The sequence below is a fragment of the Achromobacter sp. Root83 genome (genome assembly GCF_001428845.1).
GTDB lineage: Bacteria > Pseudomonadota > Gammaproteobacteria > Burkholderiales > Burkholderiaceae_B > Achromobacter.
In genome coordinates this window covers 813,498-837,670 of the sequence record NZ_LMIU01000001.1, presented here as the reverse complement: position 1 = coordinate 837,670, position 24,173 = coordinate 813,498, and the positions used below count along the sequence as shown (strand labels likewise).

General features: G+C 68.5%; 22 protein-coding genes. 11 read left to right on the top strand and 11 right to left on the bottom strand.

The features are described from left to right. The first annotated feature begins 13 nt into the window (after positions 1–13). A complete protein-coding gene (locus ASE30_RS03730) occupies positions 14–952 on the top strand; it encodes a LysR family transcriptional regulator (protein WP_057283261.1) in 939 nt (312 codons plus the stop codon). On the opposite strand, the gene fhuE is transcribed toward ASE30_RS03730, so the two are convergent. From fhuE to ASE30_RS03705, 5 genes are all read right to left on the bottom strand, one after another. Further along, complete coding sequence (fhuE, locus tag ASE30_RS03725; RefSeq protein ID WP_057282881.1) at positions 943–3,135, bottom strand: ferric-rhodotorulic acid/ferric-coprogen receptor FhuE; 2,193 nt, start codon at positions 3,133–3,135, stop codon at positions 943–945. The genes ASE30_RS03730 and fhuE overlap by 10 nt on opposite strands. Positions 3,136–3,262: 127 nt before the next feature. Next, on the bottom strand, positions 3,263–3,907 hold the full coding sequence (locus tag ASE30_RS03720; RefSeq protein ID WP_057282880.1) for a glutamine cyclotransferase: 645 nt from the start codon (positions 3,905–3,907) through the stop codon (positions 3,263–3,265). Positions 3,908–3,938: 31 nt separating this feature from the next. After that, positions 3,939–5,168 (bottom strand): hypothetical protein, encoded by a 1,230-nt coding sequence (locus tag ASE30_RS03715; RefSeq protein ID WP_057282879.1) that lies wholly within the window; start codon positions 5,166–5,168, stop codon positions 3,939–3,941. Positions 5,169–5,277: 109 nt separating this feature from the next. Further along, a complete protein-coding gene (locus ASE30_RS03710; protein WP_057282878.1) occupies positions 5,278–6,630 on the bottom strand; it encodes a HAMP domain-containing sensor histidine kinase in 1,353 nt (450 codons plus the stop codon). Then, positions 6,627–7,289 (bottom strand): response regulator transcription factor, encoded by a 663-nt coding sequence (locus ASE30_RS03705; RefSeq protein ID WP_057282877.1) that lies wholly within the window; start codon positions 7,287–7,289, stop codon positions 6,627–6,629. The genes ASE30_RS03710 and ASE30_RS03705 overlap by 4 nt, the downstream gene beginning before the upstream one ends. Positions 7,290–7,422: 133 nt before the next feature. Between ASE30_RS03705 and ASE30_RS03700 the strand changes: the two genes are divergently transcribed. After that, entirely contained in the window at positions 7,423–8,199 is a 777-nt protein-coding gene (locus ASE30_RS03700) for a MipA/OmpV family protein (RefSeq protein ID WP_057282876.1), read from the top strand. Positions 8,200–8,238: 39 nt separating this feature from the next. Beyond that, entirely contained in the window at positions 8,239–9,195 is a 957-nt protein-coding gene (locus ASE30_RS03695; RefSeq protein ID WP_057282875.1) for a LysR family transcriptional regulator, read from the top strand. Here ASE30_RS03695 and ASE30_RS03690 read toward each other — a convergent pair. Next, positions 9,108–9,716 (bottom strand): M23 family metallopeptidase, encoded by a 609-nt coding sequence (locus ASE30_RS03690; RefSeq protein ID WP_057282874.1) that lies wholly within the window; start codon positions 9,714–9,716, stop codon positions 9,108–9,110. The two genes, ASE30_RS03695 and ASE30_RS03690, sit on opposite strands and share 88 nt — an antisense overlap. Before the next feature lie 210 nt (positions 9,717–9,926). Between ASE30_RS03690 and ASE30_RS03685 the strand changes: the two genes are divergently transcribed. The 7 genes from ASE30_RS03685 (at position 9,927) to ASE30_RS03655 (ending at position 17,910) form a co-directional block, all read left to right on the top strand. After that, positions 9,927–10,778 (top strand): DUF3348 domain-containing protein, encoded by an 852-nt coding sequence (locus tag ASE30_RS03685; RefSeq protein ID WP_057282873.1) that lies wholly within the window; start codon positions 9,927–9,929, stop codon positions 10,776–10,778. 10 nt (positions 10,779–10,788) lie between these two features. Next, positions 10,789–14,085, top strand: coding sequence for a DUF802 domain-containing protein (locus ASE30_RS03680; RefSeq protein WP_057282872.1), 3,297 nt, complete (start codon positions 10,789–10,791; stop codon positions 14,083–14,085). Beyond that, on the top strand, positions 14,082–14,732 hold the full coding sequence (locus tag ASE30_RS03675) for an OmpA family protein (RefSeq protein WP_057282871.1): 651 nt from the start codon (positions 14,082–14,084) through the stop codon (positions 14,730–14,732). The genes ASE30_RS03680 and ASE30_RS03675 overlap by 4 nt, the downstream gene beginning before the upstream one ends. Beyond that, positions 14,722–15,426 (top strand): DUF2894 domain-containing protein, encoded by a 705-nt coding sequence (locus ASE30_RS03670; protein ID WP_057282870.1) that lies wholly within the window; start codon positions 14,722–14,724, stop codon positions 15,424–15,426. The genes ASE30_RS03675 and ASE30_RS03670 overlap by 11 nt, the downstream gene beginning before the upstream one ends. Positions 15,427–15,509: 83 nt before the next feature. Then, positions 15,510–15,755, top strand: coding sequence for a ParD-like family protein (locus tag ASE30_RS03665; protein WP_057282869.1), 246 nt, complete (start codon positions 15,510–15,512; stop codon positions 15,753–15,755). Beyond that, on the top strand, positions 15,756–16,547 hold the full coding sequence (gene map, locus ASE30_RS03660) for a type I methionyl aminopeptidase (protein WP_057282868.1): 792 nt from the start codon (positions 15,756–15,758) through the stop codon (positions 16,545–16,547). 142 nt (positions 16,548–16,689) lie between these two features. Next, the gene (locus tag ASE30_RS03655; protein WP_057282867.1) at positions 16,690–17,910 is read left to right on the top strand and encodes an MFS transporter; all 1,221 of its coding nucleotides are present in this window, start codon (positions 16,690–16,692) and stop codon (positions 17,908–17,910) included. A gap of 123 nt (positions 17,911–18,033) precedes the next feature. Here the strand turns inward: ASE30_RS03655 and ASE30_RS03650 are convergent, their stop codons facing one another. The 3 genes from ASE30_RS03650 to ASE30_RS03640 form a co-directional block, all read right to left on the bottom strand. Continuing rightward, entirely contained in the window at positions 18,034–18,354 is a 321-nt protein-coding gene (locus ASE30_RS03650) for a cytochrome c (protein ID WP_235515174.1), read from the bottom strand. Between the two features lie 80 nt (positions 18,355–18,434). Continuing rightward, entirely contained in the window at positions 18,435–19,661 is a 1,227-nt protein-coding gene (locus ASE30_RS03645) for a sulfite oxidase (RefSeq protein ID WP_057282865.1), read from the bottom strand. A 185-nt stretch (positions 19,662–19,846) separates the two neighbouring features. Continuing rightward, positions 19,847–21,151, bottom strand: a complete 1,305-nt coding sequence (locus ASE30_RS03640) for a hypothetical protein (RefSeq protein ID WP_156407522.1) — start codon at positions 21,149–21,151, stop codon at positions 19,847–19,849. Between the two features lie 228 nt (positions 21,152–21,379). Here ASE30_RS03640 and ASE30_RS03635 point away from each other — a divergent pair, with 228 nt between their 5' ends. After that, complete coding sequence (locus ASE30_RS03635) at positions 21,380–22,003, top strand: glutathione S-transferase family protein (protein WP_057282863.1); 624 nt, start codon at positions 21,380–21,382, stop codon at positions 22,001–22,003. A gap of 81 nt (positions 22,004–22,084) precedes the next feature. On the opposite strand, the gene sodC is transcribed toward ASE30_RS03635, so the two are convergent. Beyond that, positions 22,085–22,609 carry a superoxide dismutase family protein gene (gene sodC, locus ASE30_RS03630; protein WP_057282862.1) on the bottom strand — a complete coding sequence of 175 codons (525 nt, stop codon included), beginning with the start codon at positions 22,607–22,609 and terminating at the stop codon, positions 22,085–22,087. Between the two features lie 170 nt (positions 22,610–22,779). Continuing rightward, complete coding sequence (locus ASE30_RS03625) at positions 22,780–24,108, bottom strand: DUF445 domain-containing protein (RefSeq protein WP_057282861.1); 1,329 nt, start codon at positions 24,106–24,108, stop codon at positions 22,780–22,782. Positions 24,109–24,173: the final 65 nt, after the last annotated feature.

The window sequence follows — 24,173 nt, the reverse complement described above, 5'->3', positions numbered from 1 at the left end:
CTTGGAGACGGCCGTGAACCCACGTGTCCTGCAGGAGATTTCGCTTCGGTATTTTGTGGAAGTGGTGCGCACCGGCTCGGTCAGCGAGGCCGCGGCCCGGCTGGACGTGGCCCCGTCGGCGGTAAGCCGCCAGATCGCCCGCATGGAGCGGGAGCTGGGCACATTGCTGTTCGAACGGCGCGCCCGCGGCATGATGCCGAACGCGGCCGGCGAGCTGCTGGCCGCGCATGCCAAGCGCATGCAGCAGGATGTGGAGCGGGTCTCGGGGGAAATCCTGGCGCTGCGCGGCCTGCGCCAGGGCCATGTGCGCATCGTCAGCACCGAGGGTTACGCGTCGGAGTTCGTGCCGGCCGCCATCGCCGCCTTCCGCCATCACTATGCCGGCATCCGCTTTTCGCTGGACGTGTGCTCGCAGCAAGAGATTCCCCAACGCATCCGCGACGGCGTGGCGGACATCGGCGTCACGCTCAGCCTGACCTCGCAGCGGGACATCCGGGTGGAAATGCGCGTGCCCGCGCCGGTCAGGGCGATACTGGCGGCCGACCATCCGCTGGCCGGGCGGCGCGATCTGTCGCTGGCGCAACTGACGGCCTATCCGCTTGCCCTGCCCAGTGCCGACTCCACCCTGCGGCAGTTGATCGACATCAGTTGCAGCCGCCAGCAACTGCCTTGCGAACCGGTCTTCACCAGCCGCAGCATCGACGCCCTGGTGGGCTTCGCCAGCGCGGGCGGCGGCGTCGCCTTTTGCGGCGAACTGGCGATCCGCAACCGGCTGCGATGGGGCAATATCGTCGCCGTGCCCTTGCGCGACCGCGAAATGAACGAACGCCACTTCGAGGTCCAGACCCTGGCGGGACGCCTGCTGCCGGAGGCGGCGAAGGCGTTCATCGCCAGCGTCGGGGAAGCGCTGGAGCCGCTGGCCGCGCCGGGCCGGCCCGAGCCTCAGTACTGATACCGCATCGTCAGCATCGCGCTTCTGCCGGCCGCCCACGCCCCTTGGCTGTAGAAGCCGATCTGGCTGTAATACTTGCGGTCGAACAGGTTGTTCACGTTCAGTTGGGCCGACAGGCTGCGGTTGAAGCGGTAGCGGGCCATCAGGTTGGTGATGGCATAGCTGCCCTGTCCCACCCGCTCATCGCCATTCGGTCCGCTGGCGATGGTGTAGACATGGCTTTGCCAGTTGACGCCGCCGCCCACTGTCAGGCGGTTCCAGTCCCCGGGAAGCTGGTAGGTCGTGAACACGCGGACCAGGCTGCGCGGCTGGTCGGTCTGGATGGCGTTGCCGTCGCCGTCGCGCGCGGTCCAATGCGACCAGCCCGCCGCCAGGTTCCAGCCCGGCGTGACCTCGCCCGAGACCTCCAGGTCGAAGCCGCGGCTGCGCGTGCCCTTGGCCGCGGTGTACGCCTGGTTGGTCGTGCCCGGCACCATCTGGCCCGGATCTGCCTGCGCCACATTGTCCTGATCGATCTGGAATACGGCGGCGCTTGCGTTCAGGCGCCCTTCCAGGAACTCGCCCTTGACGCCCGCCTCGTATGACTTGCCTTCCAGCGGATCGAGCCAGTTGGCGTCGCGGTCCTGATAGCTTTGCGGATTGAAGATGCCGGTGTAGCTGACGTAGGCCGTGTACGTGTCGTTGATGTCGTACAGCAGGCCGGCGTAAGGCGTGAACGAATTCTTGTCGAATGCCGTGTGGCCTTCGCCGCCGAATCCCACCGAGTCGGTCTTCCAGGTGCTGTACCGCCCGCCCACGATGAGCTTGAGCGGATCCGCCAGGTTCAGGCGCAGGGCCCCGTACCAGCCGGTTTGCGTGGTGGTGTAGCGGCTGGCGGTGACCGAGTCGTTCCAGTCGGGCTCGGGATACGAGCCGTTCCAGTTCAGGAAGTTGCCGACGGCGGCCGGGTCCGACGGCGACCGGTAGTCGAAGTCGCCCTTCTGGCGGTTGAAGCTTGCGCCCACGACGGCCTCATGGCGGCGCCCGAACATCGTGAACGGTCCGGAAGCCTTCAGGTCCAGCGCGTTCTGCTTGCGATCGCCCAGATACCACGCCGGCGACGCGCCCATGCCCTCGCCGGTCTCGCGGTCGGGCCAGCCGTACAGGTACAGCAGCTTGCCGTCCATCTCGTTCCTGGAATGGGACGCCACGGCCTGGACGCGCCAGTCATTGTCGAAGCGGTGCTCCAGGCTCGCGAAGGCCCCCTGCGTGGTGCTGCCCCATGACGTCCAGTGCGCGCCCGTGTTCAACGAACGGCGCCAGTCCGTGCGGCCGCCGTCGGCATACCAGAGTGGAAAGCCGCCCCAGCTACTGCCTTGCGGATCGTTGTTCTGATAGTTGTACCCGGCGCTCAGCGTGGTGTTCGCGGTCAGGTCGGCGTCGACCACGCCGTAGAACACGGTCTTGCGGTTCTGGTAATCGTCCAGGAAGGAATGGTTGTCCTGGTAGGCGGTAACGATGCGCCCGCGCACGCTGCCGTCGGCATTGAGCGGCGTGGACAGGTCGGCGGTGGCGCGATAGGTGTCCCAGTTGCCCACGCCCGCGCTCAGGTCGGCCTTGAACTCGCGGCTGTCGGCGTGCTTGCGCACCAGATTGATGGACGCCGACGGGTTGCCGGCGCCGGTCATCAGGCCCGTGGCGCCGCGCACGATTTCCACGCGGTCATAGATGATCGGATCGACGGACGACTCGCCCGCCGCGTAGCCCACGTCGAACGCCGTGGGCACCCCGTCGTACATGTAATTCGAGATGCTGAAACCGCGCGAGTTGAAGGTATACCGCTCGCTGTCGAAGTTCTGCACCGAGATGCCCGGCGTGCTGGCCATGACGTCGGCCAGCGAACGCATGTCCTCGTCGTCCATCCGCTGGCGGGTCATGACGGTGACCGACTGCGGCGTCTCGCGCAGCGACAGCGACAGGCCGGTGCTGGCGGCCGTGGCGCGCGGCGTATAGGAACCCGTCCCTTCGGTGGTGGTGCCGGCGGTGTCGCCCACCACCTGCACGGACGGCAGCGTGGCGACGCCGCCGTCCTGCGCCGTCGCGGCGCCCGCCGCCAAAGCCAGAAACACCAGAGCGGATGTGCGGCGCAGCGCAAAACGAGGTTGAACAATGGCGCTGCGGCCGGGTGGTCTCTGATGATGCATGTTGGCTTCCTACCGAGTTGAACTGCGACGACAAATCGGCACGAAGTTTAAATGCAAATACTTCTCATATCTATGTAGTGTTGTATTTTCCCCCTATCCACACCGGCGCGCGCCGGCCGTCCGCCGTTTATCCGGCGATCTTTGCGGGGCGCTGGACCGCCCTCACCTTGCCGCTTTCGCCGCCGCCGCAGAAGAACCGCTCGCCGCCGTCGGACTCCAGGCCCGACACGCCGGCGCCCGCGGGCATGTCAACGGCCTCCAGCACCTCGCCGGTTTGCGGCTCCAGGCGCCTGATGTCGCTTTGGCCCTCTTCCCAGGTGCCGTGCCAGAGCTGCCCCTCGACCCAGGTCACGCCGGTGACAAAGCGGTTGGACGCGATGGTGCGCAGCACGCGCCCGGTTTCCGGATCGACCTGATGGATCTTGCGCGCGCGGTATTCGCCGACCCACAGGCTACCTTCCGCCCAGGCCAGGCCGGAGGCATCGTCCCCGCCCGGCACGGCGATGGCCGCCAGCACTTTTCCGCTTGCGGGATCGACCTTCTGGATGCGGCCGTTGGCGATCTGATAGAAGTGCGTGCCATCGAAGGCCGTGCCCGCGTTGGCGGCGACGTCGAGCTTGCGGGACGTGGCGCCGGTGTCGGGGTCCAGGGCGACGAGGCTTGCGCCGGTGGCGAACCACACCTGCTTGCCGTCGTACGTCAGCCCATGGACGGTATCAATGCCCGGGAAGGGGCCATATTCGCGGAGGATCCGGGCTTGCGTTCGTTTCATGGTGGCTTCCTTTCAAGTTGGTCCGTCCATGCTAATTGCCGGGCAGGATGCCCGGGAGTAACAAGCTTGTCGTGAAACCGGGCACGGGCGGAAGCATCCAGCGCCGGGCGCGCCCAAGGCCGAAGGGCTGAACCTTGCCGTCGTCGGCCAACGCATCCAGCGCGCGCTGCACCGTGCGCTGGCTTGCGCCTAGCGCCATTGCCAGGGCCGAGCTGGACCACGCGACGCCGTCGGCCAGGAACGCAAGCAGCGAGCCCAGATCGGGATCCATGTCGCCGTCAACGGGCACCAGCACCGCCATCTGCCGGCCGCCGTCTGGCTTCAGCACAAAGCCGCGCGTGGTCGCGCTGACGCCGGCAAGCCCGCGAAGCGCCGCGCGCAGCCGTCCGATCTCGACGCGCAGGCGCGCGCGATGCGTTTCATCGGCGTAGCGGGTGCGAAAGGCCTGTGCGATGAGCGCCTCGCGAGGCACATCTTCGGGCCAGGCCTGCGCCAGCGCGCGCGCCAGCGCGAACAACACCGGCCGCCCGGCAAGCGCGATGGAAATCTCGCCGTGGCGCACGGCGTGCCGGCAGGCATCCACGACCACAGTTCCGGACGCCAGCAAGGTTTCGACCTCGTCGAGCAGCAGGGGCCGGCCGGCGCCGGGTCCGGCAAGCCGCGCGGCCGGCGTATTCAAGGCCAGCGATGCGCTTTGCACCTCGGCCATCAGCGCGGGGATGCCGGCATGTCCGGCCGCCAGCTCGGCGCGCATCAGCGCCGCCCGGGCCGCCTTCGCGCGCTGGCGGCGCATGGCGATGCCGGAGGCGATCAATTCCTGAATGGCGCGGGACGCCCAGGGCAAAGCGGACGGGTCCAGGCCGGCCAGCGTGCCCTCGGCGTCGTCCAGGCGGCCGACCAGAAGCTGACGCCGCGCCTTCAATTGGCGGGCGTGGGCCGCATTGATGAAATCGCCATGGGCCTGCAGCGTGGCGCGCGCGGCGTCCAAGGCCTTTTCCGGCCAGCCCAGATCGCGCGAGGCCAGCGCGATATCCGCTTCGGCGACGACGCAGCGCGCGCGGGCCGCGGCATCGTTGGCGCCAAAGGCGCGGGCCGCGCCGCGCAGCAGCGTCCTGGCGCAAAGCATGTCGCCAAGCTGCGCCATGGCGATGCCGCGCAACGCGAGCGCGGGCGCGTCGCCGCGCAGCGCCACGTGGTTCAGCGCGCCCAGCGGATCGCCCGCCGCCAGCGCGCGCGCCGCGGATGCGATCAGAAAGTCCATGGAAATGCCGCCACCGGTCACCTCGCAGCCTGGCCAGAAAACTAATCTACACCAAGCCGCCGGCGCGGGCCTGCGCGCGGCATGCGCGGGCAGAGCGCCGAGCGCAACGCTAGGCGGGCGGGAATTCCACGGTCAGCGAAACGCCCGCGTCCCGCAGGCCCGCGCCCACCGTCACGGAGGCGCCGTGCTGCCGCGCGATCTGCGCCACCAGCGACAGTCCGATGCCGCTGCCGCCCGCCGGGGTGCCCGCAGCGCGGTAGAAGCGGTCGAACACCCGCTTGCGTTCTTCGGGCGCGATCCCCGGCCCGTCATCGGCCACGCGCAGGAACGCGCCGCCCCCGGGCGTGGGACCGCAGGACAGGGCAATCTGGCCGCCGTTGGGCGTGTAGCGCCCGGCGTTGTCCAGCAGGTTGCTCAGCAGTACGCCAAGGGCGTCCAGGCTGCCCATGACGGCACAGGCCTGCACGTCCAGCAGAATGCGCTGCTGCTTGCGGCTGGCGCATGCCTCCCAGTCGCGCGCCAGCACGACGACCAGCCCGTCCAGTTCGATCCGTTCCGGCGCTTGCGCGCTTTCGCTCAGGGCGTCCATGCGGGCCTGGTCCAGCAACTGCTCGGCGATGCGTGACGTGCGCTGCGCGACCAGGCGCAGCTTGTCGGCCGCCCGCGCCGACTCGCCGGAATCGGCGCTGCGCGCAACCAGTTCCGCGTGCGCGCTCAAGGCGGCCAAGGGAGTGCGCAACTCGTGCGCCGCGTTTTCCAGAAAGCGCCGCTCGCGGTCCAGCGCGCCTTTGACGCGCAACAGCAGTTGATTGATGGATCGGATGAACGGACGCAGTTCGCCGGGCATTCCCGCCTGCGGCAACGCGGCCAGATCGAACGGGCCGCGCCTTTCGATGGCCACGCCCGCGCGGTCCACCTTGCGGAACGCCCGGCCCACCACCACGCAGGTCACCGCGGCCAGCAGCAGGAACAGGATGGAGACAATGACCAGCCCGCGCCGGAAGTTCTGCAGCATCTTCGCGCGCAGGTCGCTCTGCGAATACGCCAGCTGCACCTGCACCCGGCCGGTCGCGTCCGTGACCGAATACACCCGCCAGTGCTTTCCGCCCGCCGTGCTGTCGACGAAGCCCTCGCGAAAGTCCGGGCTCAAGGGCTGGGCGGGCGATTCCTTCGATTGCAGCAGCAGCCGGCGGTCGGCCAGGGACCACACCTGGAAGCTGGCCCGGTCGCCGTTGAACTGGACGGACGCGGGCAGCGCAAAGCGCTCGGCCGGCGCCACGTTGCCCAGCACGCTGACGGGCATGGCCGTCAGGAGCTGGTTCGCCCCGTCGTACAGCCCCTGGTCCTGCAGGCCCGTCTGGGCGCGCCTCGTTTCGAACTGCTGGAACGCAAAAACAAAAATCCAGGCCAGCAACAGCGTCAGCAGCACCGTGACCGTCAACTGCCTGCGCAGGTTCTTCATTCGCCGGCCTCGATGCGGTAGCCCATGCCATGCACCGTCGTGATCAGCTTGTCGCCAAGCTTGCGGCGCAACTGATGGATGTACACGGCGACCGTATTGCTTTCCAGCGCGGCGCTATCGCCATACACGGCGGTTTCCAATTGCTCGCGGTTGACGGTGTGGCCGATCCGCTCCATCAGCGCCAGCAGTGTCCGGTATTCGTGCGCGCTCAGGCTGACCTCGATGCCGCCGCGCGTCACGCAACGCTTGGCGGGTTCGACGGCGATGTCGCGGCAGCGCAGCGCCGACACGACGGTATTGCTGCTGCGCCGGACCACCGCGCGCAGCCGCGCGTGCAGTTCGTCCAACTGGAAAGGCTTGACGATGTAGTCGTCGGCGCCCGCGTCCAGGCCCTGGACCCGTTCGCTCAGGCGGTCGCGCGCGGTAAGAATCAGCACCGGCGTGGCGTCGTAGCGGGCGCGCAATTGCTTCAGGACCGTGAGTCCGCTGCCGTCGGGCAGCCCCAGGTCCAGCAGCACGGCGTTGAAGCCATGCTGCACCAATGCCAATCGCGCCTCGGAAACACCGCGGACCCAGTGCGCGTCGACGCCCGATTGACACAGGCTGGTGTGCAAGGCGTCGCCCAGCATGGCATCGTCTTCAACTAACAGGACACGCAAAACAGCTCCAGAAAACCCAACGGCGCCAGGATGCCAGCGCCGATTTAAAAAATTATTAAAACCCGGCGCCCACAATGCGCAGCGTTGGCGGCAGGCATTGCGCCTGCACGCATCCCATGTAGGAAGGAATGGAATGAAGCTGGGTATGTTAACAAGGACGCCGCTCGTGGCCTCGGCCTTGCTGGCCGCAATGGCGGGCAGCGCGCACGCCGACGAGGGCGGCAGGAATTTCATCGGATTGGGCGTGGCCGCCCTGCCCGTGTATGAAGGCTCGCGCGAATACCGCGCGCTGCCGGTCCCCCTGATCAACTATCAGTCGGGCAATTTCTTCATATCGCCGCGCGCCGGGCTGCCCGCGATGGGCCTGAAGACCGATCTGGCCCCGGATTGGACGGCCGGTGCGTTCGTGGGCATGGCCCTGGGACGCGACGCGTCCGATGCCGACCGCACACGCGGGCTGGACGACATCGATTTCCATGGCGTCTATGGCGCATTCGTCGAATGGTCGCCGGGCCCCTACTCGCTGATGGTCGCGTATCGGCAGGCGGCGCGCAGCGGCTATGGCGGAACGCTGGATCTGCGCGCCACCTATGCGGCCTGGCACGACGCGAACAATCGCGTCTCGGTCGGCGCCAGCACCCAATGGGCCGACCACAACGGCATGCAGACCTGGTTCGGCGTCACGCCATCGCAAGCCGCGCGCAGCCGCGAGGGCCTGGACGCGTACTCGCCGTCGGCCGGGTTCAAGTCCGTGGCGCTCTTTGGCACCTGGGCGCACCGCATCGACGCGAGCTGGAGCGCCGTGACGACGCTGGGCGTGAATACCCTGGTCGGCGACGCCCGCCAGAGCCCCCTGACCGAACAGAAGACGAACGTCTTCGCCAATGTGGGTGTGGTCTACGCCTTCTGACATCCAGGGCCCGGCCGGGCCGCGCTTGGGAGAGCCCCTGTGAAACGCCTGCATGGCATGGAATTGTTCGCCGAAGTGGCGAAGGCGCACAGCTTCAGCCGCGCCGCGGCGGCGCTCGGCGTGCCCGCGTCGACGGTGTCGCGCCACGTCGCGGAACTCGAGCGTTCCGTCGGCCTGCGGCTGCTCAACCGCAGCACGCGCCGGGTGGAACTGACCGAGGCCGGGCGCCTGTACTTCGAGCGCTGCCGCCGCATCGTGGCGGAGGCTGAGGTCGCGCACGAGGAACTGCGCGGCCAACTGGAGGTCCCCAGCGGCCCGCTGCGTATCCAGGTGGCCGCGGCCTACGCCATGGACGCCCTGCTGCCGGCCCTGGCGGCGTTCGGGAAACACTATCCGGACGTGCGTTTCCACCTGAGCCTGGCGGGCACCCAGGGCGGCGACCGCGCGCCCGAGGCCTGCGACGTGTCGATCCGGTTCGGCGGGCTGCCCGACTCATCGCTCGTGGCGCGCCGGCTGGGCGCGCTGCACGCCCGCCTGTACGCCAGTCCGGATTACCTGGCGTCGCGGGGCGCGCCGGACACCCCCGCCGACCTTGCCGGCCACGACTGCATCGGCCTGCGCACGGGCGGCGGCCAGAGCGAACCCTGGCGGCTGCAGCGGCGCGATAACCGCTACCTGATGACAGCGGCGCACCGCTACTGCGTCGACGACGCCGGCATGGCCGAACGGCTGGCCGTCCTGGGCGCGGGCATCGCGGCGCTGGGAGGCGACCAGCGCGCGCGGCTCAAAGCGGGCGAACTGGCCAGCGTGCTGCCACAATGGGACCTGTGCCCCATCGAGGTCCATGCCGTCACGGAAACCCGTCTGCTGCCCGCGAAGACCCGCCGCTTCATCGACTTTCTGGCGGACTACCTGGATACGCCGGCGGCGGCGTCGGCCCGGCCCGGGCGGGCGGAACCGGACGCGTCCGGCACGGGCGCCGTCAGCAACGGATAGGGGTTGAGCGCGCCGCCGGTGGCGTAGATGCCGTAGTGCAGATGCGGCGGCGTGCCGCGGGCGTTGCCGGTGTTGCCCACGAAACCCAGCACGTCGCCGGGCGCGACCAACCGGCCGCGGCCGATGTCGGCGTAGCCGTCCAGGTGCGCGTAATAGTGCATCTGGCGGCCGGGCCCCATCACCCATACCACCTGGCCGCCCAGATTGTTGACGCCCACGCGCGTGACCACGCCCTCGGTGGCGGACAACACGGGGGTGCCGCGCGCGGCGAAGATGTCGATGCCCTCGTGCCGACGCCCGTCCGCGCGCGCCGCGCCCCAGGTGTCGGCCAGGCGCCGGGACGGCACGCCCTGCACCGGCACCGGCAGAAACGCGGGCGCCTCCTGCCAGGACAGCCGCGCCATGTGCCACGGGGCGCGCGCCGCTTCGGGCAGTCGCGGCCAGGCCCAGACCGCCAGGGCGGCCAGCGCGGCAAGCAGCAGCAGTCGTCGGATGAAGCGTAAAGGCGGGCTGACGTCCATGTAAGGTTCGACGGAGCGGTGTCCGGGGGGTTCCCCGGGGCTCCCCGGCAGGCCCCGGCGCGGGCGAGCGTCACAGTGTTGCACGCCCTAATCAAGCGACCCCAATGATATGACCCCAATTATCGCCGCCCGCGCTTCCTTCCGCCCGCCTCCGCCGCCCCTCCGCGCCCCCGGCAGCGTGTAAACTCCCCCCTTTTTGACTCTGACGGTATGTTGCAAGCCCCCCAGCGCACAGGTTTAAGCGGCCCGACGCTCATTCGCTTGCTGACTCGCCTGACGGACGCCGAGGTCCAGCAATCCAGGCAATCCCTCTCTGACCATCTGAGCCAGTGGCTCGGCTGGACGGACGCGATCGCGCTGTCCGCGGCGTTGAATACCAGCCCGCCGGTGATCGCTCCCGGCGCGCGGCTGTTCAGCAGCGCCGAGGAACGCGAGTGCGCGCGGGTGCGAACCACACTGGCCGACGCCATCGCCAGCGACACCGCGGCCACCGCCGCGCGGCGGACCGTGCCGGGACAGGCGCCGGTGAAGAAGCTTGCGGCCCTGGCCGAAGCCGATGCCGACTACTCGGGTTTTCGTCAGCGTTACCTGTCGTTGCAGCACACGATGGAGACCAGCATCGGCAATCTGCGCAGCCGGCTGCGCGGGATGGTGGCCGCGAAGAACGGCGAAATGACGCGCCTGGCGGTGGTGGACGCCATCATGGACCGCGCGCTGCTTCCCAAGGAACGCGCCCTGCTGGGCGCGATCCCCAAGCTGTTGCAGGGGCATTTCAACCGCCTGCGCCAGGCCGAGGAGTCGGCGCTGGCCGAGGCGCAGGCCGAAGCAGACGCCGAGGCAGAGGCAGAGGCAGCATCCACGGCAACAAGGACTACCGAGCCGGATGGCGGGCCGCAAGCCCGGGCCAACGGCCCGGCCCAGGTTCCGCCGGCGGCCGTGGCGGCAACGCCTGGCGCCTGGCTGGACACGTTCCGCAATGACATGCGCAGCGTCCTGCTAGCCGAATTGGACGTTCGTTTACAACCGGTCGAAGGGCTGCTTGCCGCCCTTCGCGCCAGCTAACCAGGACACCATGTCCAAGTATCTGACTAATATTGCTGTTTTCTTGGCGGGTCTGGCCGTTGTGGGCTGGATCGGCGCGGGCTACGCGGGCACCAATCCGCTGGCGCTGGCCGTGACGCTGCTGATCGGCGCCTGCTACCTGGCGGGCGCATGGGAATTGCTGCGCTACCAGCAGGCCACGTCCGCCCTGGCGCGGGCCGTGTCCGGCCTGTCCGAAGCGCCCGGCAACCTGGCCTCCTGGCTGGACCAACTGCCGGCCAGCCTGCGCAACGCGGCGCGCCTGCGCATCGAAGGCGAGCGCGTGGGCCTGCCGGGGCCGGCACTTACCCCCTATCTGGTGGGCCTGCTGGTGCTGCTGGGCATGCTGGGCACATTCCTTGGCATGGTGGTGACGCTGCGCGGCACCGGGCTGGCGCTGGAAAGCGCCACCGACCTGGGCGCCATCCGCGCGTCGCTGGCCGCGCCCGTCAAGGGCCTGGGATTTGCGTTCGGCACATCGATCGCCGGGGTCGCCACGTCCGCCATGCTGGGGCTGCTGGCGGCCCTGTGCCGGCGCGAACGGGTGCAGGCGGCGCAGCTTCTGGACAGCAAGGCGGCAAGCACGTTGCGCGTGTACACGCAGAGCTACCAGCGCGAGGAATCGTTCAAGCTGCTCCAGCGCCAGGCCGAAGTCATGCAACGCCAGGCCGAGGCCATGCCGAAGCTGGCCGATCAGTTGCAGGCCATGATGAAGAGCATGGAACAGCAGAGCCAGACGCTGAACGACCGGCAACTGGCCAGCCAGGACGTGTTCCAGGGCAAGGCCGAGGCGGCGTACGCCCGCCTGGCGTCCGTCATGGAACAGTCCATGAAGGAAAGCGTGGCGCAAAGCGCGCGCTCGGCCGGCGAGGCGCTGCAGCCCGTCGTGCAGGCAACGATGTCCAGCCTGTCGCGCGAGACGGCCAGTTTGCAGGACACCGTGACGCAGGCGGTGCGCCAGCAACTCGACGGCCTGACCGCGGGCTTGCAGGCCACGACCACCAACGTAGCGGGCATCTGGAGTGAAGCGGTCGCGGGCCAACAGCGCGCCAGCGAAGCGATGGCCCAGGACCTGCGCGCCTCGCTGGACCGTTTTGCCCAGACCTTCGAGGAACGTTCATCCGCCCTGCTGGACGGCGTCTCCGCCCGCCTGGAAGCCTCGTCCGGCACGATGTCCGACACCTGGACCCGCGCGCTGTCGCGCCAGGAACAGGCCAGCGAAAAGCTGGCCGGCGACAACCTGCAGGCCTTGACCGCCGCGGCCGCCAGCTTCGAGCAGCATTCCGCGTCGCTGCTTCGCACCTTGAACCAGTCGCACACCGCGCTGCAATCGGAACTGGCATCGCGCGACCAGCAGCGTCTGGCCGCCTGGACCGAAACGCTGGGCGCCATGGGCGCCACGCTGCGCCAGGAATGGGAACAATCGGGCGCGCAAGCCGCCGCCCGCCAGCAGGAGATCGGTGAAACCCTGGCGCGGACCGTGCGCGACATCACCTCGCAGGCCACGGCGCAAGCCACCTTGCTGGAAGGCGTGTCGGGCCGCATGGAAGCGGCGGCCCTCGGCGTGTCGGAACAATGGACGCGCGCGCTGTCCCGCCAGGAACAGGTCAGCGCAAAACTGGCCGGCGACAACCAGGCCGCGCTGGAAGACGCCGCCGCCGCCTTCGAGCAACACTCGGCGTCGCTCCTGCGCACGCTGGACCAGTCGCATGCGGACCTGCAAGCGGCGTTGGCCGCGCACGACCAGGAACGCCTGGCCGCCTGGACCGGCACGCTGGCCTCGACAGCCGCCAGGCTGAGCCAGGAATGGGAACAGGCCGGCACGCAAACGGCGGCCCGCCAGCAGGAAATCAGCGACACACTGGCCGAGACCGCCCGCGGCATCACGGCCCAGACGCAGGCGCAGGCCAGCTTGCTGGAAAACGTGTCGGCCCGCCTGCAAAGCGCGGCCGGCAGCGTCACGCAGGCCTGGACCGATGCCCAGTCCAGCCAGCAGCACGCCAACGAAAAGCTGGCCGCCGACAACCAGCGGGCGCTGGAAACCGCGGTGGCGTCGTTCGGCCTGCAGGCCGAGTCGCTGTTGCGCACGCTGGACCAATCGCACGCCGGGCTGCAGGAAGCGCTGGCCTCGCGCGACCAGGAACGCCTGTCCGCCTGGACCGGCACGCTGGCCGCGATGGCCGCCAAGCTTGGCGAAGAATGGGAACAGGCCGGCACGCAGGCCGCCCTGCGCCAACTGGAGGTCAGCGACACGCTGGCCCAGACCGCGCGCGACATTACCGCCCAGACGCAGACTCAATCCGGCTTGCTGGAAAACGCTTCCGCCCGCCTGGAAACGGCGGCGGGCAGCGTGACGCAAGCGTGGACCGACGCCCAGGCACGCCAGGAGCAGGTCGGCGAACAACTCGCGGCCAACAACCGGCAGGCGCTTGAAACCGCCGCGGCCGCCTTCGGGCAGCACTCGGCCGCCCTGCTGCAAACGCTGGACCAGTCGCATGCCCAGCTTCAGGCCGGACTGGCGGCGCAGGACGAAGCCCGCCTGGCGGCCTGGACCGGCAAGCTGGCCGCAATGGCCGACGCGCTGCGCGCCGAATGGGAGCTGGCTGGCGCGAACACCGCCCGCCAGCAGCAAGAGATCTGCGACACCCTGAACCTCACCGCGCAGGACATCACGTCCCAGACGCAAGCGCACGCCAGCGAAACGATCGCGGAGATCGGCCGCCTGGTGCAGGCCGCGTCGGAAGCGCCGCGCGCCGCCGCCGAGGTCATCGGCGAACTGCGCCAGAAGCTGTCCGACAGCATGGTGCGCGACAACGACATGCTGGAAGAGCGCAACCGCCTGCTGGAAACGCTGGGCACCTTGCTGGACGCCGTCAACCACACCGCGGCCGAACAGCGCACCGCCGTGGATGCGCTGGTCGCCTCGTCGGCGGACATGCTGGACCGGGTGGGCACGCAGTTCACCGAGAAGGTGGATGCCGAAACCGGCAAGCTGACGGAGGTGGCCGCGCTGGTCACCGGCAGCGCCGTCGAAGTGGCCAGCCTGGGCGAATCCTTTGGCGTCGCGGTGCAGTCGTTCGGGGAATCCAACGACAAGCTGATGGCCCACCTGCAGCGCATCGAAGCCGCCCTGGACAAGTCCATCGCGCGCGGCGACGAACAACTGGCCTATTACGTGGCCCAGGCCCGTGAGGTCGTGGACCTGAGCATGCTGTCGCAGAAGCAGATCGTCGAGAACCTGCAACAGCTTGCCATCCAGCGCGCGCCGGCCGGAGCGGAAGCGGCATGAGCGAGGATATCGACGGCGGCGTGGAGCCGACGGCACCCGCATGGGCCGTCTTCGGCGACCTGATGTCGGTGCTGCTGGGCGCCTTCGTCCTGATCCTGGTCAGCGTGGTGGCCGTGCAGCTCCAGCTTTCGACCCAACTGGAAGAAGAGGTCAAGCAGCGCCAGGTGGAAACGCAGCGCCGCGAAACGCTGGAGCAGGCACTGGCGGGCCCGCTGGCCGCCGGCCGCGTGACGCTGATCAACGGGCGCATCGGCATCAGCGGCAGCGTGCTCTTCGCCTTGAACTCCGATCAGTTGCAGCCCGAAGGCCGCGAGATCCTGAAGAGCCTGATCGAACCGCTGTCGGCGTACCTGAAATCCCACAACGAGATCCTGATGGTCAGCGGCTATACCGACGACCAGCAGGTGCGCGAAGGCAACCGGCGCTTCGCGGATAACTGGGACCTGTCCGCCCAGCGCGCCTTGACCGTGACCCGCGCCCTGATCGACGAGGGCGTGGCCTCGTCCACGGTGTTCGCGGCGGCCTTTGGCGCCGAGCAGCCGGTGGCGTCCAACGCGGACGAGGAAGGCCGGGCCATGAACCGCCGGGTCGAGATCACGCCCATCCCCAAGCCGTCCAACGACACGGGAAAGCCGAGTGAGCAGTGACGGGACCCGCGGGGAATTCATCGACATCCGCGCCGCGCTGGACGCGTGGCGCGAATGCGGCGCCGACCGGGTCAATCCCGTCCGCTTCCATGCCATGCAAGCCCTGGCCCGCCGCGCGGCCGCGTATCGCGGCCTGGCCCGCCAGCGCCTGGACGGCAGGCTGGCCGAACTGGTTCAGGCTTATGAATCCGAGCTTGTCCGGGCTGAAGAATCCGAACCGACCGGAGCCGCGCTGCCGGCCGCGCCGCGCGGGGCGCCTTCCCTGCCCGCCGCTCCCCAACCCGGGCCGCTCGCGGAACTGATCGACTACATTGCCGCTCCGTTTCCGACCGACAGCGGCGAGGCAGCCGCCCGCGACGCGGCGGGCCTGCGCGCCGCCTACCCCGAAGTGCCGATGCTCGATTATTTCCGGGCGGTGTGGTCCCGGGTCAGCGCCGACCGCCAGGTGCGCCAGTCACAGGAACAGGTCCACAAGAACGCCGGCCCGCTCAATTCCAACCAGCTCGTGCACCGGGCGCTGTCCTTGATGCGCGAGGTGTCGCCCGGGTATCTGGAGAAGTTTCTTTCGTATACCGACGCGCTGATCTGGATGGAACAGATGACCGCGGCGGCCGCTCCCGCGGCCAAGGATGCGCCGCGCGCCGGCGCCGCGAAGAAGGCCGCGCGCGGCAAGGCGCGCAAGGAAAGCGCCTGACAGGAAGGCCCCTCGATTTGCGTCCGCCCCCCGCGACGCAGTACCATACGTTCCATATACAAAACATATACGGAATATCCACTATGGGCATCGTCAAGATTTCCGAGCAGATGCATGAGAACCTGCGCGTCGCCAGCGGCGCGCTCAGCCGTTCCATCAACTCCCAGGCCGAACACTGGATGCGCGTCGGCATGCTGTCCGAGCTCTACCCCGAGCTGCGCCACGCCGATATCTGCCAGTTGCTGATCCGCATCGATCAGGCCGAAGGCTTCACCATTGCCGCCCTGTCCCAGGGTTTGCCGCAGTCCGCGCAGCAGGAGGCCGCGTAAATGGCCAAGAAGGTTTCCATCAAGTCCGCCGCCGACATCGAAATGGCCCGCAAGGCCGGCGCCATGGCGGCGGAAGTGCTGCACATGATCGGCGAACACGTGCGTCCCGGCGTCACCACCGACGAGATCGACCGCATCTGCCACGACTACATCGTGAACGTCCTGAAGGCCATTCCGGCCAATGTCGGCTACCACGGCTTTCCCAAGACCATCTGCGCATCCGTCAACCACGTGATCTGCCACGGCATCCCGTCGTCCAAGGTGCTCAAGAACGGCGACATCCTGAACATCGACGTGGCGGTCATCAAGGACGGCTGGTTCGGCGACACCAGCCGCATGTACTACGTGGGCCAGCCCAGCCCCTTGGCGCGCCGCCTGGTCAACACCACCTACGAAGCCATGCGCGCGGGCATCCTGGCCGTCAAGCCCGGCGCCACGCTGGGCGACATCGGGCATGCGATCCAGACCGTGGCGCATCGCGAACACTTCAGCATCGTGCGCGAATACTGCGGCCATGGCATCGGCCAGATCTATCACGACGATCCGCAGGTGCTGCACTACGGCCGCCCTGGCGAAGGACTGGTGCTGCAGCCCGGCATGATGTTCACGATCGAGCCCATGATCAACGCCGGCAAGCCGACGACCAAGCAGATGCCTGACGGCTGGACGGTGGTGACCAAGGACCGTTCGCTGTCGGCGCAATGGGAGCACATGGTGGTCGTGACCGAAACCGGCTTTGACGTGCTGACGTCGTGGCCAGACGGCTTCGGCGACTACCCGTCCATACCCTGACGGGCCGGTACCCTGCCTCGCCGATTCCCCGGCCGGCACCCTGACCCGCCACTCCCGGCCCAGCGCAAGGACCGGAGTGCGACCCGACAAGGGCACGACTAAGATCGTGCCCTTGTCGTTTGCGCGGCCTCGCCGCATTCCCATGACTGCCCTGCCCTCCGCCTTCCGGCGCCTGGCCGCCTCCAATCTGGCGGCCCAATTCTCCGAACAGATCGCCCTGGCGGCCGCCCCCCTGGTCGCGGTGCTGGCCCTGGGCGCCAGCGCCTCGCAGACCGGCTATCTGCAGACCGCGCAGACGCTGCCCTTCCTGCTGCTGTCCCTGCCCGCAGGCGTGCTGGCCGACCGGATGTCGCGCCGCGCGCTGATGACCGCCGCCGAGATCGTGCGCGCGGCCAGCCTGCTTGGCATGCTGGCGCTGCTGGGCCTGGGCGGCCTGAATCTGCAATGGCTGGCCGCCCTGGGTTTCGTGGGCGCGGTGGGCACCGTCGCCTACAACGTGGCGGCCCCGGCCCTGGTGCCCAGGCTGGTCCCGGCGGCCGAACTGGCCAGCGCCAACCGCTGGCTGGAACTGGCGCGCAGCGCCGCGTTCTCGGCCGGTCCCGCCGCGGGCGGCGCGCTGGTCGGGTGGATGGGCGCGTCACCCGCCTATGTGCTGGCCACCGCCCTGTCGCTGCTGGCCGTCGTGCTGCTGGCGGGTCTGCCCCACGATGCGCCCAAGTCCGCGCCGCGCCGCCATCCCTTTGCGGAACTGCGCGAAGGCGCGGCGTTCGTGGCGACGCATCCGCTGCTGCGTCCGGTGCTGGTCACCGCCCTCTTCTTCAACACCGCCTGGTTCGTGCTGCAGGCGATCTACGTGGCCTACGCCATCGAACGGCTGGGCCTGTCCGCCGCGGGCGTGGGCATCACGCTGGGCGTGTACGGCGGCGGCATGCTGGCGGGCGCGCTGGCCGCGCCCTGGCTGGCGCGCCGGCTGACGTTCGGCGCGATGATCGCGGCGGGACCGCTGTCCGCCCTGGCGGCCAGCCTCATCCTGCTGTCCACGCTGGCGTATCCGTCGGGCGCCTGGGCGGCGGTGGGATTCTTCCTGTTCGGCGCGGGCCCCATCCTGTGGACCATCACCACCACCACGCTGCGCCAGGCGGTGACGCCCAACGCGCTGCTGGGCCGGGTGTCGTCCGTGATCGTGACCGCCAACTTCGGCGCTCGTCCTATCGGCGCGCTCATCGGCGCCGCGCTGGCCGCCCGGTTCGGAGTCCAGGCCTGCCTATGGGTATCCACCGCCGGCTTCGCCGTGCAATTCCTGGTGCTGTTTACCTCGCCGGTGCTGCGGCTGCGCAGCCAGCCGCAGGCAGTCGTGTCCTGAGCCGGAGGTTGAATACCCGCTCAGACACGACCGTCTGCAGGTGAACACCGGCTCGGACAGAACCGCCCGCGGTTGAACGCCGGGGCCAGGAACGCGCTGCGCCGCGGAGTCCGGCGTCCCGGCCTACTGCGCGGCCCCCGTGGCGCCGGAGACATATTTCGCCAGGGCCTGCACATCGGCATCGCTCAGCGCCTCGAAAGCCGGCATGACGCCGATGCCGTTGCGTACCGCCTGGGCCACCCGATGGGCATCGGGTTTCAGTTCATCCAGGTTGGGACCGATGGTGCCGGCCGAGCCGGCATCCGCCAAGGTGTGGCAGACCGCGCAGGCGGGGGTCGAGCCTTTCAGGAACAGCGCGCGGCCGGCCTCGGCATCGCCCGCGTCCGCCGCACAGGCCAAACCGCCCGCCAGCGACAAAAGGCCCGCCGCCACGGCGGATAGCATCCGGCGCCCAACCCGCCACCCCATCGGGCGGCGGGGCGCAACATACGACAACAAACGACTGTGCATCGATACCGCCATGGTCAGGACACGTTGAGGGTCAAAGCGTGGTCGCGCCAACTGCTGTTGACATAGCCGGGCGCATTTTCGATGCGATTTTCCACCTGCACATTGCCCGCGGTGTCTTCGATGCGGCTGACCAGCATGTGCTGGCCGGCGGACAGCTCGACCGGCAGGGCGAACTGGCGCCAGGCGTATTTGCCCAGGTCCGGTCCGATCAGCGCGGCCTGTTTCCAGGTCTTGCCGCCGTCGATGGACACATCCACCCGCTTGACCGCATGCATGCCGCCGAAGGCCACGCCGCGCACCACGGCGCGGCCGGCTTTGACGGCGCGGCCCTCCGCGCCGGGCCCGGTGATCCAGGACTTGGGATCCATGGCCCAGACCGAAGGCTGCTCGGGACTTGGCTTGGCGTCCATGGGCGTCATGCGATAGCCGGTTTGCTGGATCTTGGCGGGGCTTTGTTCGGCGGTGAAGGCCAGCCGCTTGAGGTACTTGACGTTGTTCACGCCGGTATAGCCCGGCACGATCAGGCGCAGCGGACCGCCATGGGCAAGCGACAGGGGCTCGCCGTTCATCTCCCAGGCCAGCAGCGCGTCCTGCATGGCCTCGCGCGGCACCGAGCGTTCCACCACCAGCGTCTTCGGGTCCAGCCCTTCGGGCAGGGTTTCGCCGCCCGTGCCCGTCATGTAGGCGGGCGCGCCTTCCACGCCGCCCAGGTATTCGACCAGCGTGCGGATCGGAACACCTGTCCACATGACGCAGCCGGCCGCGCCGACCTGCCATGGCGTGCCGCTGGGTTTGTGCGGAAAGTACCCGCGGCCATTGCCGGAGCATTGCAGCACCGTGGCCAGCGTTTCCACGCCCAGTGTCTTGAGGTCGCCGACGGTGAGCGTGCGCGGCTGCTTGACGCCCTGGATCTCCACCTTCCAGCCATCGCGGTCGTCCAGGATGGACGGATCGGGCGGCGGCAGGTTGTTGCGCACATAGAGCTGGCGCGACGGGGTGATGACGCCGTCGCCAAAGGCGCCACGCCGGAGTTCGATGGTGTTGGCGCTGTGCACGATGACGCTGTCGGGGTCTTTCCAGGCCGCATAGGGCGGCAGCGGCTTGGCCGCCGAGGCGGCCGGTTTGGCGGGCGCGTCGGCGGCGCGCACGATGCCCGGGGCGCCCAGGCCTGCCGCGGCCAGGGCGCCGGCGCTACCTGCCAGCAGGCGGCGCCGCGCGGGGTTGAGGGGGGTTGTCTCCATGGCATGCCTCTCCGGTTGCCGCGCCTTGCGTAGCAGGCGCCGTATTGTGCTTGTCGGTCCGCCGGGTGGCGGCCCTCTGCATCATCGGCAATGCCCCTCTTTATGTCAACGGGTTCTAAAGAACTATAGGTTTATGTATTTTTCAGATATAAGCATTTTGGATATCCGCCCTGCCGCCAGATCCGTCAACGCCTCACCGGCCGGCCACCGGCCAGTTTGTCGACCGCGCTGGTGTAGGCAACATAAGCCTCGTACTCGTCCGCCGTGACATGCACGGCCAGTGCCTTGCCGATGAGCGAATGGTAGTTCCGGATCTGCATGGCCTTGCCATAGGCATCGAAAAGCATCTTCGCCCGGCCTTTGATGCGCGACAGCGTAAACCGCTGGACGCCGACTTTTGCCAGAGACGTCAAGGAAACAGACGGTTCGATCTCAAGGCTGACGCCTTGATCGTCCGAAGGTTTCAGGGTGGCGCCGACGATCTCGGAGATCAGGCGTGTATCGGTTCTGCCGCCGCCGACTCTACCCAACGCCCCCTCCACCTCGTCCAGTGCCTCCCTTCTGGCGCTCATCAGGTCGGTCAGCGTCATGCCGGCAGGATTCCGGAGCGACTCGGCGTATTGCCGGTAGCGCTGCCTGAACGGGGCAAACTCTTCGCGCAGCGCAACCGCCTCCGACAAGATCGAGTCCATGCCGCCGGCGCTTCGCTCCAACAGCAGGGCGGCAATGGGAGGCACAGGAAGGACGACCGGCAGGCCATCCGTGGCGAGCGCCAGGATGTTCGCCCGAAAGTCATCGGATAGCCGGGCGTAGAGCCTGGCGGCGGCATTGCGGCTGACGTGGGTGTTGACGATGCGAACGATGGGATCCTCGATGGCATCGCCCACGTAATCGCAATCGAGCCTGCCCACCAGCGTGGCGCGCGCCATATAGATGGCTGCGCGTTCCCAGTCGATATAGCGTCCGTCGTCCTCGCCGTCGTTTGCGTCTTGCTCGGCCTGATCGAAGCCGACGCCGGTCACGTGGTCCACCCATCGCGACAGGCCGTCGGCGGTGAGTTGATGGTCATCGTTGAGAAAGTCGTCGTAGGCCCAAACCTGCGCCCCCATCGCATGGTCAAAGACGTTGTCGAGCAGTTCGGTCCGCGACACGTGGCCGTACGACGGAATGTGCGGCAGGGAACCCATTTGCCGCTTCCAGGCGTCGCGCGCCGAAACCAGGACTGTGCTGTCTTCCTCAAGCATTGCATAGCCGATCGGTGCTATCAGACCCCGGGCCGTCATTGCCGTCCATAGGTTCGCTTGGGAAACGGCCTCGTGGCCCCTGTCCCCAAATGGCAAGTACCACAGCTTGTCGTACAGGACGATAGATTCGAGCAGTCCCAATAACGCGATGACGGACGTAAGCGACGAGCGCCCGTCAAACACATGGGATGCACGGTCGATGGCTCGAAAGCTCACGACGGCGCCACCTGCATAGTTGTTCGTCATTGTTGACCCCCGCACTGGCTTTGCCCCATTTCTTCGGCGCATCGATCACGTTGGAACGCCACGGAATGCCGACTAAGCACGATACCCGGGTGCAGCGGATTCCACCTACAGCAAAACCCTGATCTGTTCCGCGCCCGCGGCCCCCGATCTGTATCTGGCGGGGCGGCCGCGGGCCAGCTAGACTGCCGCAATCCCGCCCCCTCTACCGATGCCGCCGGCCCGTTCAAGATGCTGAAAATATTAGGGAAACCCACGTCGATCAACGTGCGCAAGGTGCTGTGGGCCTGCGCCGAACTGAACCTGGCGTTCGAACGCGAAGACTGGGGCATCGGCTTTCAGCCCACCACCGACCCCGGCTTCCTGGCCCTGAATCCCAACGCCATGGTGCCCGTGCTCCAAGATGGCGATTTCGTGCTGTGGGAGTCCAACAGCATCCTCCGTTACCTGGCGGCCCAATATGGCGGCCAGCACCTGTACCCCGCCGAGCCGAAGCAGCGGGCCCGGGTGGACCAATGGATGGATTGGCAGGCAAGCGACCTGAACCGGTCCTGGAGCTACGCGTTCATGGCGCTGGCGCGGCAATCGCCAGTGCATCGCGACGCCGCCTCGATCGAAGCCTCATGCCAGGGCTGGGCGCAGTTCATGCGGGTTCTCGACCAGCGCCTGGCCGCCACCGGCGCGTACGTGGCGGGCGGCGCATTCACGCTGGCCGACATCCCCATCGGGCTATCGGTGAACCGCTGGTTCGAGACGCCTTTCGACAAACCGGCGCTGCCTGCCGTGGCCGCCTATTACGACCGGCTTGCCGGCCGCGAAGGCTACCGGCGATACGGCCGCAACGGCACGGCCTAGCCGGCGCGGGTCGTGCGCCGAGCGTCGTACGTCGAGGGCCGTGCCCCGCGCGCCGGTCGGACCGGCGCGCGCTCAAGCGCTTTACTTCACGACGCCGCAGACCAGTCGCCCGCCTCCGCCGCCCAGCGGTTCGGGCTTGTCGCTGTAGTTATCGCCGCCCACGTGCACCATCAGGGCATGCTTTTTCACGTCGGCCAGCTTCAGGTGCGGCGCCACGACGGCCTTCTTGGCGGTGCCGTCGGCGCCCACCACGATAAGGGGCAAGTCGCCCTGGTGCCCGTCCGACGCCATCGGCCCCTTGTGGGCCTTGGTGCCCTTGGGATCCAGGTGTCCGCCCGCGGCGCCGCCAGGCGCCATCTTGCCGTTCACCATGCCGGGCTCGCAGGAACCCTTTTCGTGGACATGGAAGCCGTGCTCGCCGGGAGGCAGGCCCTTCAGGTTGGGGGTGAACTGCAAGCCGCCCTTGGTATCTTTCAGGGTGATGGAGCCGGCGCTCTTGCCCACCCCGTCGGCGGTCAGGAACGACATGGAGACGTCCTCGGCCAGCGCGGCGCTCGAGGCGCCCGCCAATGCCAAAGCCGTGACAAGCATCGAGATTTTCTTCATGAACTGCCTCCAGGATTGATGCCCGCGAACTGCGGGCGACCGGCGGATCAAGGTCCGCCCTGTTCCGCCGACGGCGCCAATGACAATAGCACCGGCGCCGGACGGTCCGCCAGCAATCTTCATTCCTGATACAAGCGCGCGGAGCCCCGCCCGCGAGCCCCCTGACGGCGTTAGCCGTTCACGACCAGCACCACCGCGTGCAGCAGGACGCCGATCAGCCCGCCCACCAGCGTGCCATTGAAGCGGATGTATTGCAGGTCGCGTCCTACGCTCAGTTCGAGTTCGTCGACCAGATGGCGCTCGTCCCAGTTCTTGACGGTGCGCGAAATATGCTCGGTCACGCCCACGCGCAGGCGGCCGGTCAGGCGGCGCGCGGCGCCCAGCACATGGCTGTTGATGGCCTGGCGCAGGCCCGGGTCTTCGCCCAGCTTGCGGGCCAGCGCCAGCAAGGCGCTTTCCAGATGCGCGGCAAGGGCGGACTGCTCATCCGCCAGATCCCGCCGCAGCGCGGCATGGATGTCGTCCCAGAGTCCTTGCACATACTCCTGCACCTTGGGGTGGTCGATGGCGCGCTGCTTCAGCGCTTCGACCTGCTCGGCCAGCGCGGGGTCGTCTTTCAGGCGCTCTATGTAGTTCAGCACCCAGGCCTCGTAGTCGCGCCGCACGGGATGATCCGGTTCGGACAGCACGTCGCGCAGTTCTTCCACCAGCGCGCGCGCCAGGCGGTCGGCCAGGTTATCCGCGATGCCGTCGACCGACTTGACCACGTCCACCGCCGCGATGATCCGGGGCCACTCTTTTCTCGCGAACCTGACCAGCAGGGTCGACGCCCGTTCCTTCACGTCCTCTTCGGCCAGATAGCCGCCCAGCCGCTCCATGGCGGCGTCCAGCAGTTCCTGGTGGCGGCCGTCCCGCGTCAGCAGGCCCAGCACCTCGCCCGCGGTGCCGGCGGCGTCCCAGCGCCGCAGGTTCTTCACCACGAACTCCTGGATGACGCCGCGCACGGCCCGGTCATCCAGCAGGTCCAGCGTCTGCAGCGCCACCCGGCGGGCGCCGTCGCTCAGCGCGTGCGCTTGCCGGGGCCGCGCCAGCCAGCGGCTGAGCCGCGCGGCAGGGTCGAAGACCCGCAGCTTTTCCATCAGCGTGTCGGGATCCAGGAAGTGGTCGCGCACGAACACCGCCAGGCTGTCGCCGATGCGGTCCTTGTTGCTGGGGATGATGGCCGTATGCGGAATGGGCAGGCCCATGGGTCGCCGAAACAGCGCCACGACGGCGAACCAGTCGGCCAGGGCGCCCACCGTGGCGGCCTCGCAAAAGGCCCGCACCCAGGCCCACGCGCCCTGCCCGCCCATGACGTGGCTGGTGATGAAGCCGCTGACCATGGCCGCCAGCAGCGCCAGCGCGGCGATCTTCATGCGCCGAAGCTGCGTGCGGCGGGCGTCGGGAGCCAGCGCGGAATGCGTGGCGGCGGAACTGGCGGAACGGGACGTATCGGTCATGAAGGATCCGGCGAATCGAGGCTCGAGCATACCAAGCCGGGGTGGCGGCACCGCTGCGCCGCGGC

Bases quoted from the DNA above. Each gene is read 5' to 3' on its own strand.
- fhuE (WP_057282881.1), bottom strand. From the start codon at position 3,135: ATGCATCATCAGAGACCACCCGGCCGCAGCGCCATTGTTCAACCTCGT.
- ASE30_RS03720 (WP_057282880.1), bottom strand. From the start codon at position 3,907: ATGAAACGAACGCAAGCCCGGATCCTCCGCGAATATGGCCCCTTCCCG.
- ASE30_RS03715 (WP_057282879.1), bottom strand. From the start codon at position 5,168: ATGGACTTTCTGATCGCATCCGCGGCGCGCGCGCTGGCGGCGGGCGAT.
- ASE30_RS03710 (WP_057282878.1), bottom strand. From the start codon at position 6,630: ATGAAGAACCTGCGCAGGCAGTTGACGGTCACGGTGCTGCTGACGCTG.
- ASE30_RS03700 (WP_057282876.1), top strand. From the start codon at position 7,423: ATGAAGCTGGGTATGTTAACAAGGACGCCGCTCGTGGCCTCGGCCTTG.
- ASE30_RS03690 (WP_057282874.1), bottom strand. From the start codon at position 9,716: ATGGACGTCAGCCCGCCTTTACGCTTCATCCGACGACTGCTGCTGCTT.
- ASE30_RS03685 (WP_057282873.1), top strand. From the start codon at position 9,927: ATGTTGCAAGCCCCCCAGCGCACAGGTTTAAGCGGCCCGACGCTCATT.
- ASE30_RS03680 (WP_057282872.1), top strand. From the start codon at position 10,789: ATGTCCAAGTATCTGACTAATATTGCTGTTTTCTTGGCGGGTCTGGCC.
- ASE30_RS03675 (WP_057282871.1), top strand. From the start codon at position 14,082: ATGAGCGAGGATATCGACGGCGGCGTGGAGCCGACGGCACCCGCATGG.
- ASE30_RS03665 (WP_057282869.1), top strand. From the start codon at position 15,510: ATGGGCATCGTCAAGATTTCCGAGCAGATGCATGAGAACCTGCGCGTC.
- map (WP_057282868.1), top strand. From the start codon at position 15,756: ATGGCCAAGAAGGTTTCCATCAAGTCCGCCGCCGACATCGAAATGGCC.
- ASE30_RS03655 (WP_057282867.1), top strand. From the start codon at position 16,690: ATGACTGCCCTGCCCTCCGCCTTCCGGCGCCTGGCCGCCTCCAATCTG.
- ASE30_RS03650 (WP_235515174.1), bottom strand. From the start codon at position 18,354: ATGCTATCCGCCGTGGCGGCGGGCCTTTTGTCGCTGGCGGGCGGTTTG.
- ASE30_RS03645 (WP_057282865.1), bottom strand. From the start codon at position 19,661: ATGGAGACAACCCCCCTCAACCCCGCGCGGCGCCGCCTGCTGGCAGGT.
- ASE30_RS03640 (WP_156407522.1), bottom strand. From the start codon at position 21,151: ATGACGAACAACTATGCAGGTGGCGCCGTCGTGAGCTTTCGAGCCATC.
- ASE30_RS03635 (WP_057282863.1), top strand. From the start codon at position 21,380: ATGCTGAAAATATTAGGGAAACCCACGTCGATCAACGTGCGCAAGGTG.
- sodC (WP_057282862.1), bottom strand. From the start codon at position 22,609: ATGAAGAAAATCTCGATGCTTGTCACGGCTTTGGCATTGGCGGGCGCC.
- ASE30_RS03625 (WP_057282861.1), bottom strand. From the start codon at position 24,108: ATGACCGATACGTCCCGTTCCGCCAGTTCCGCCGCCACGCATTCCGCG.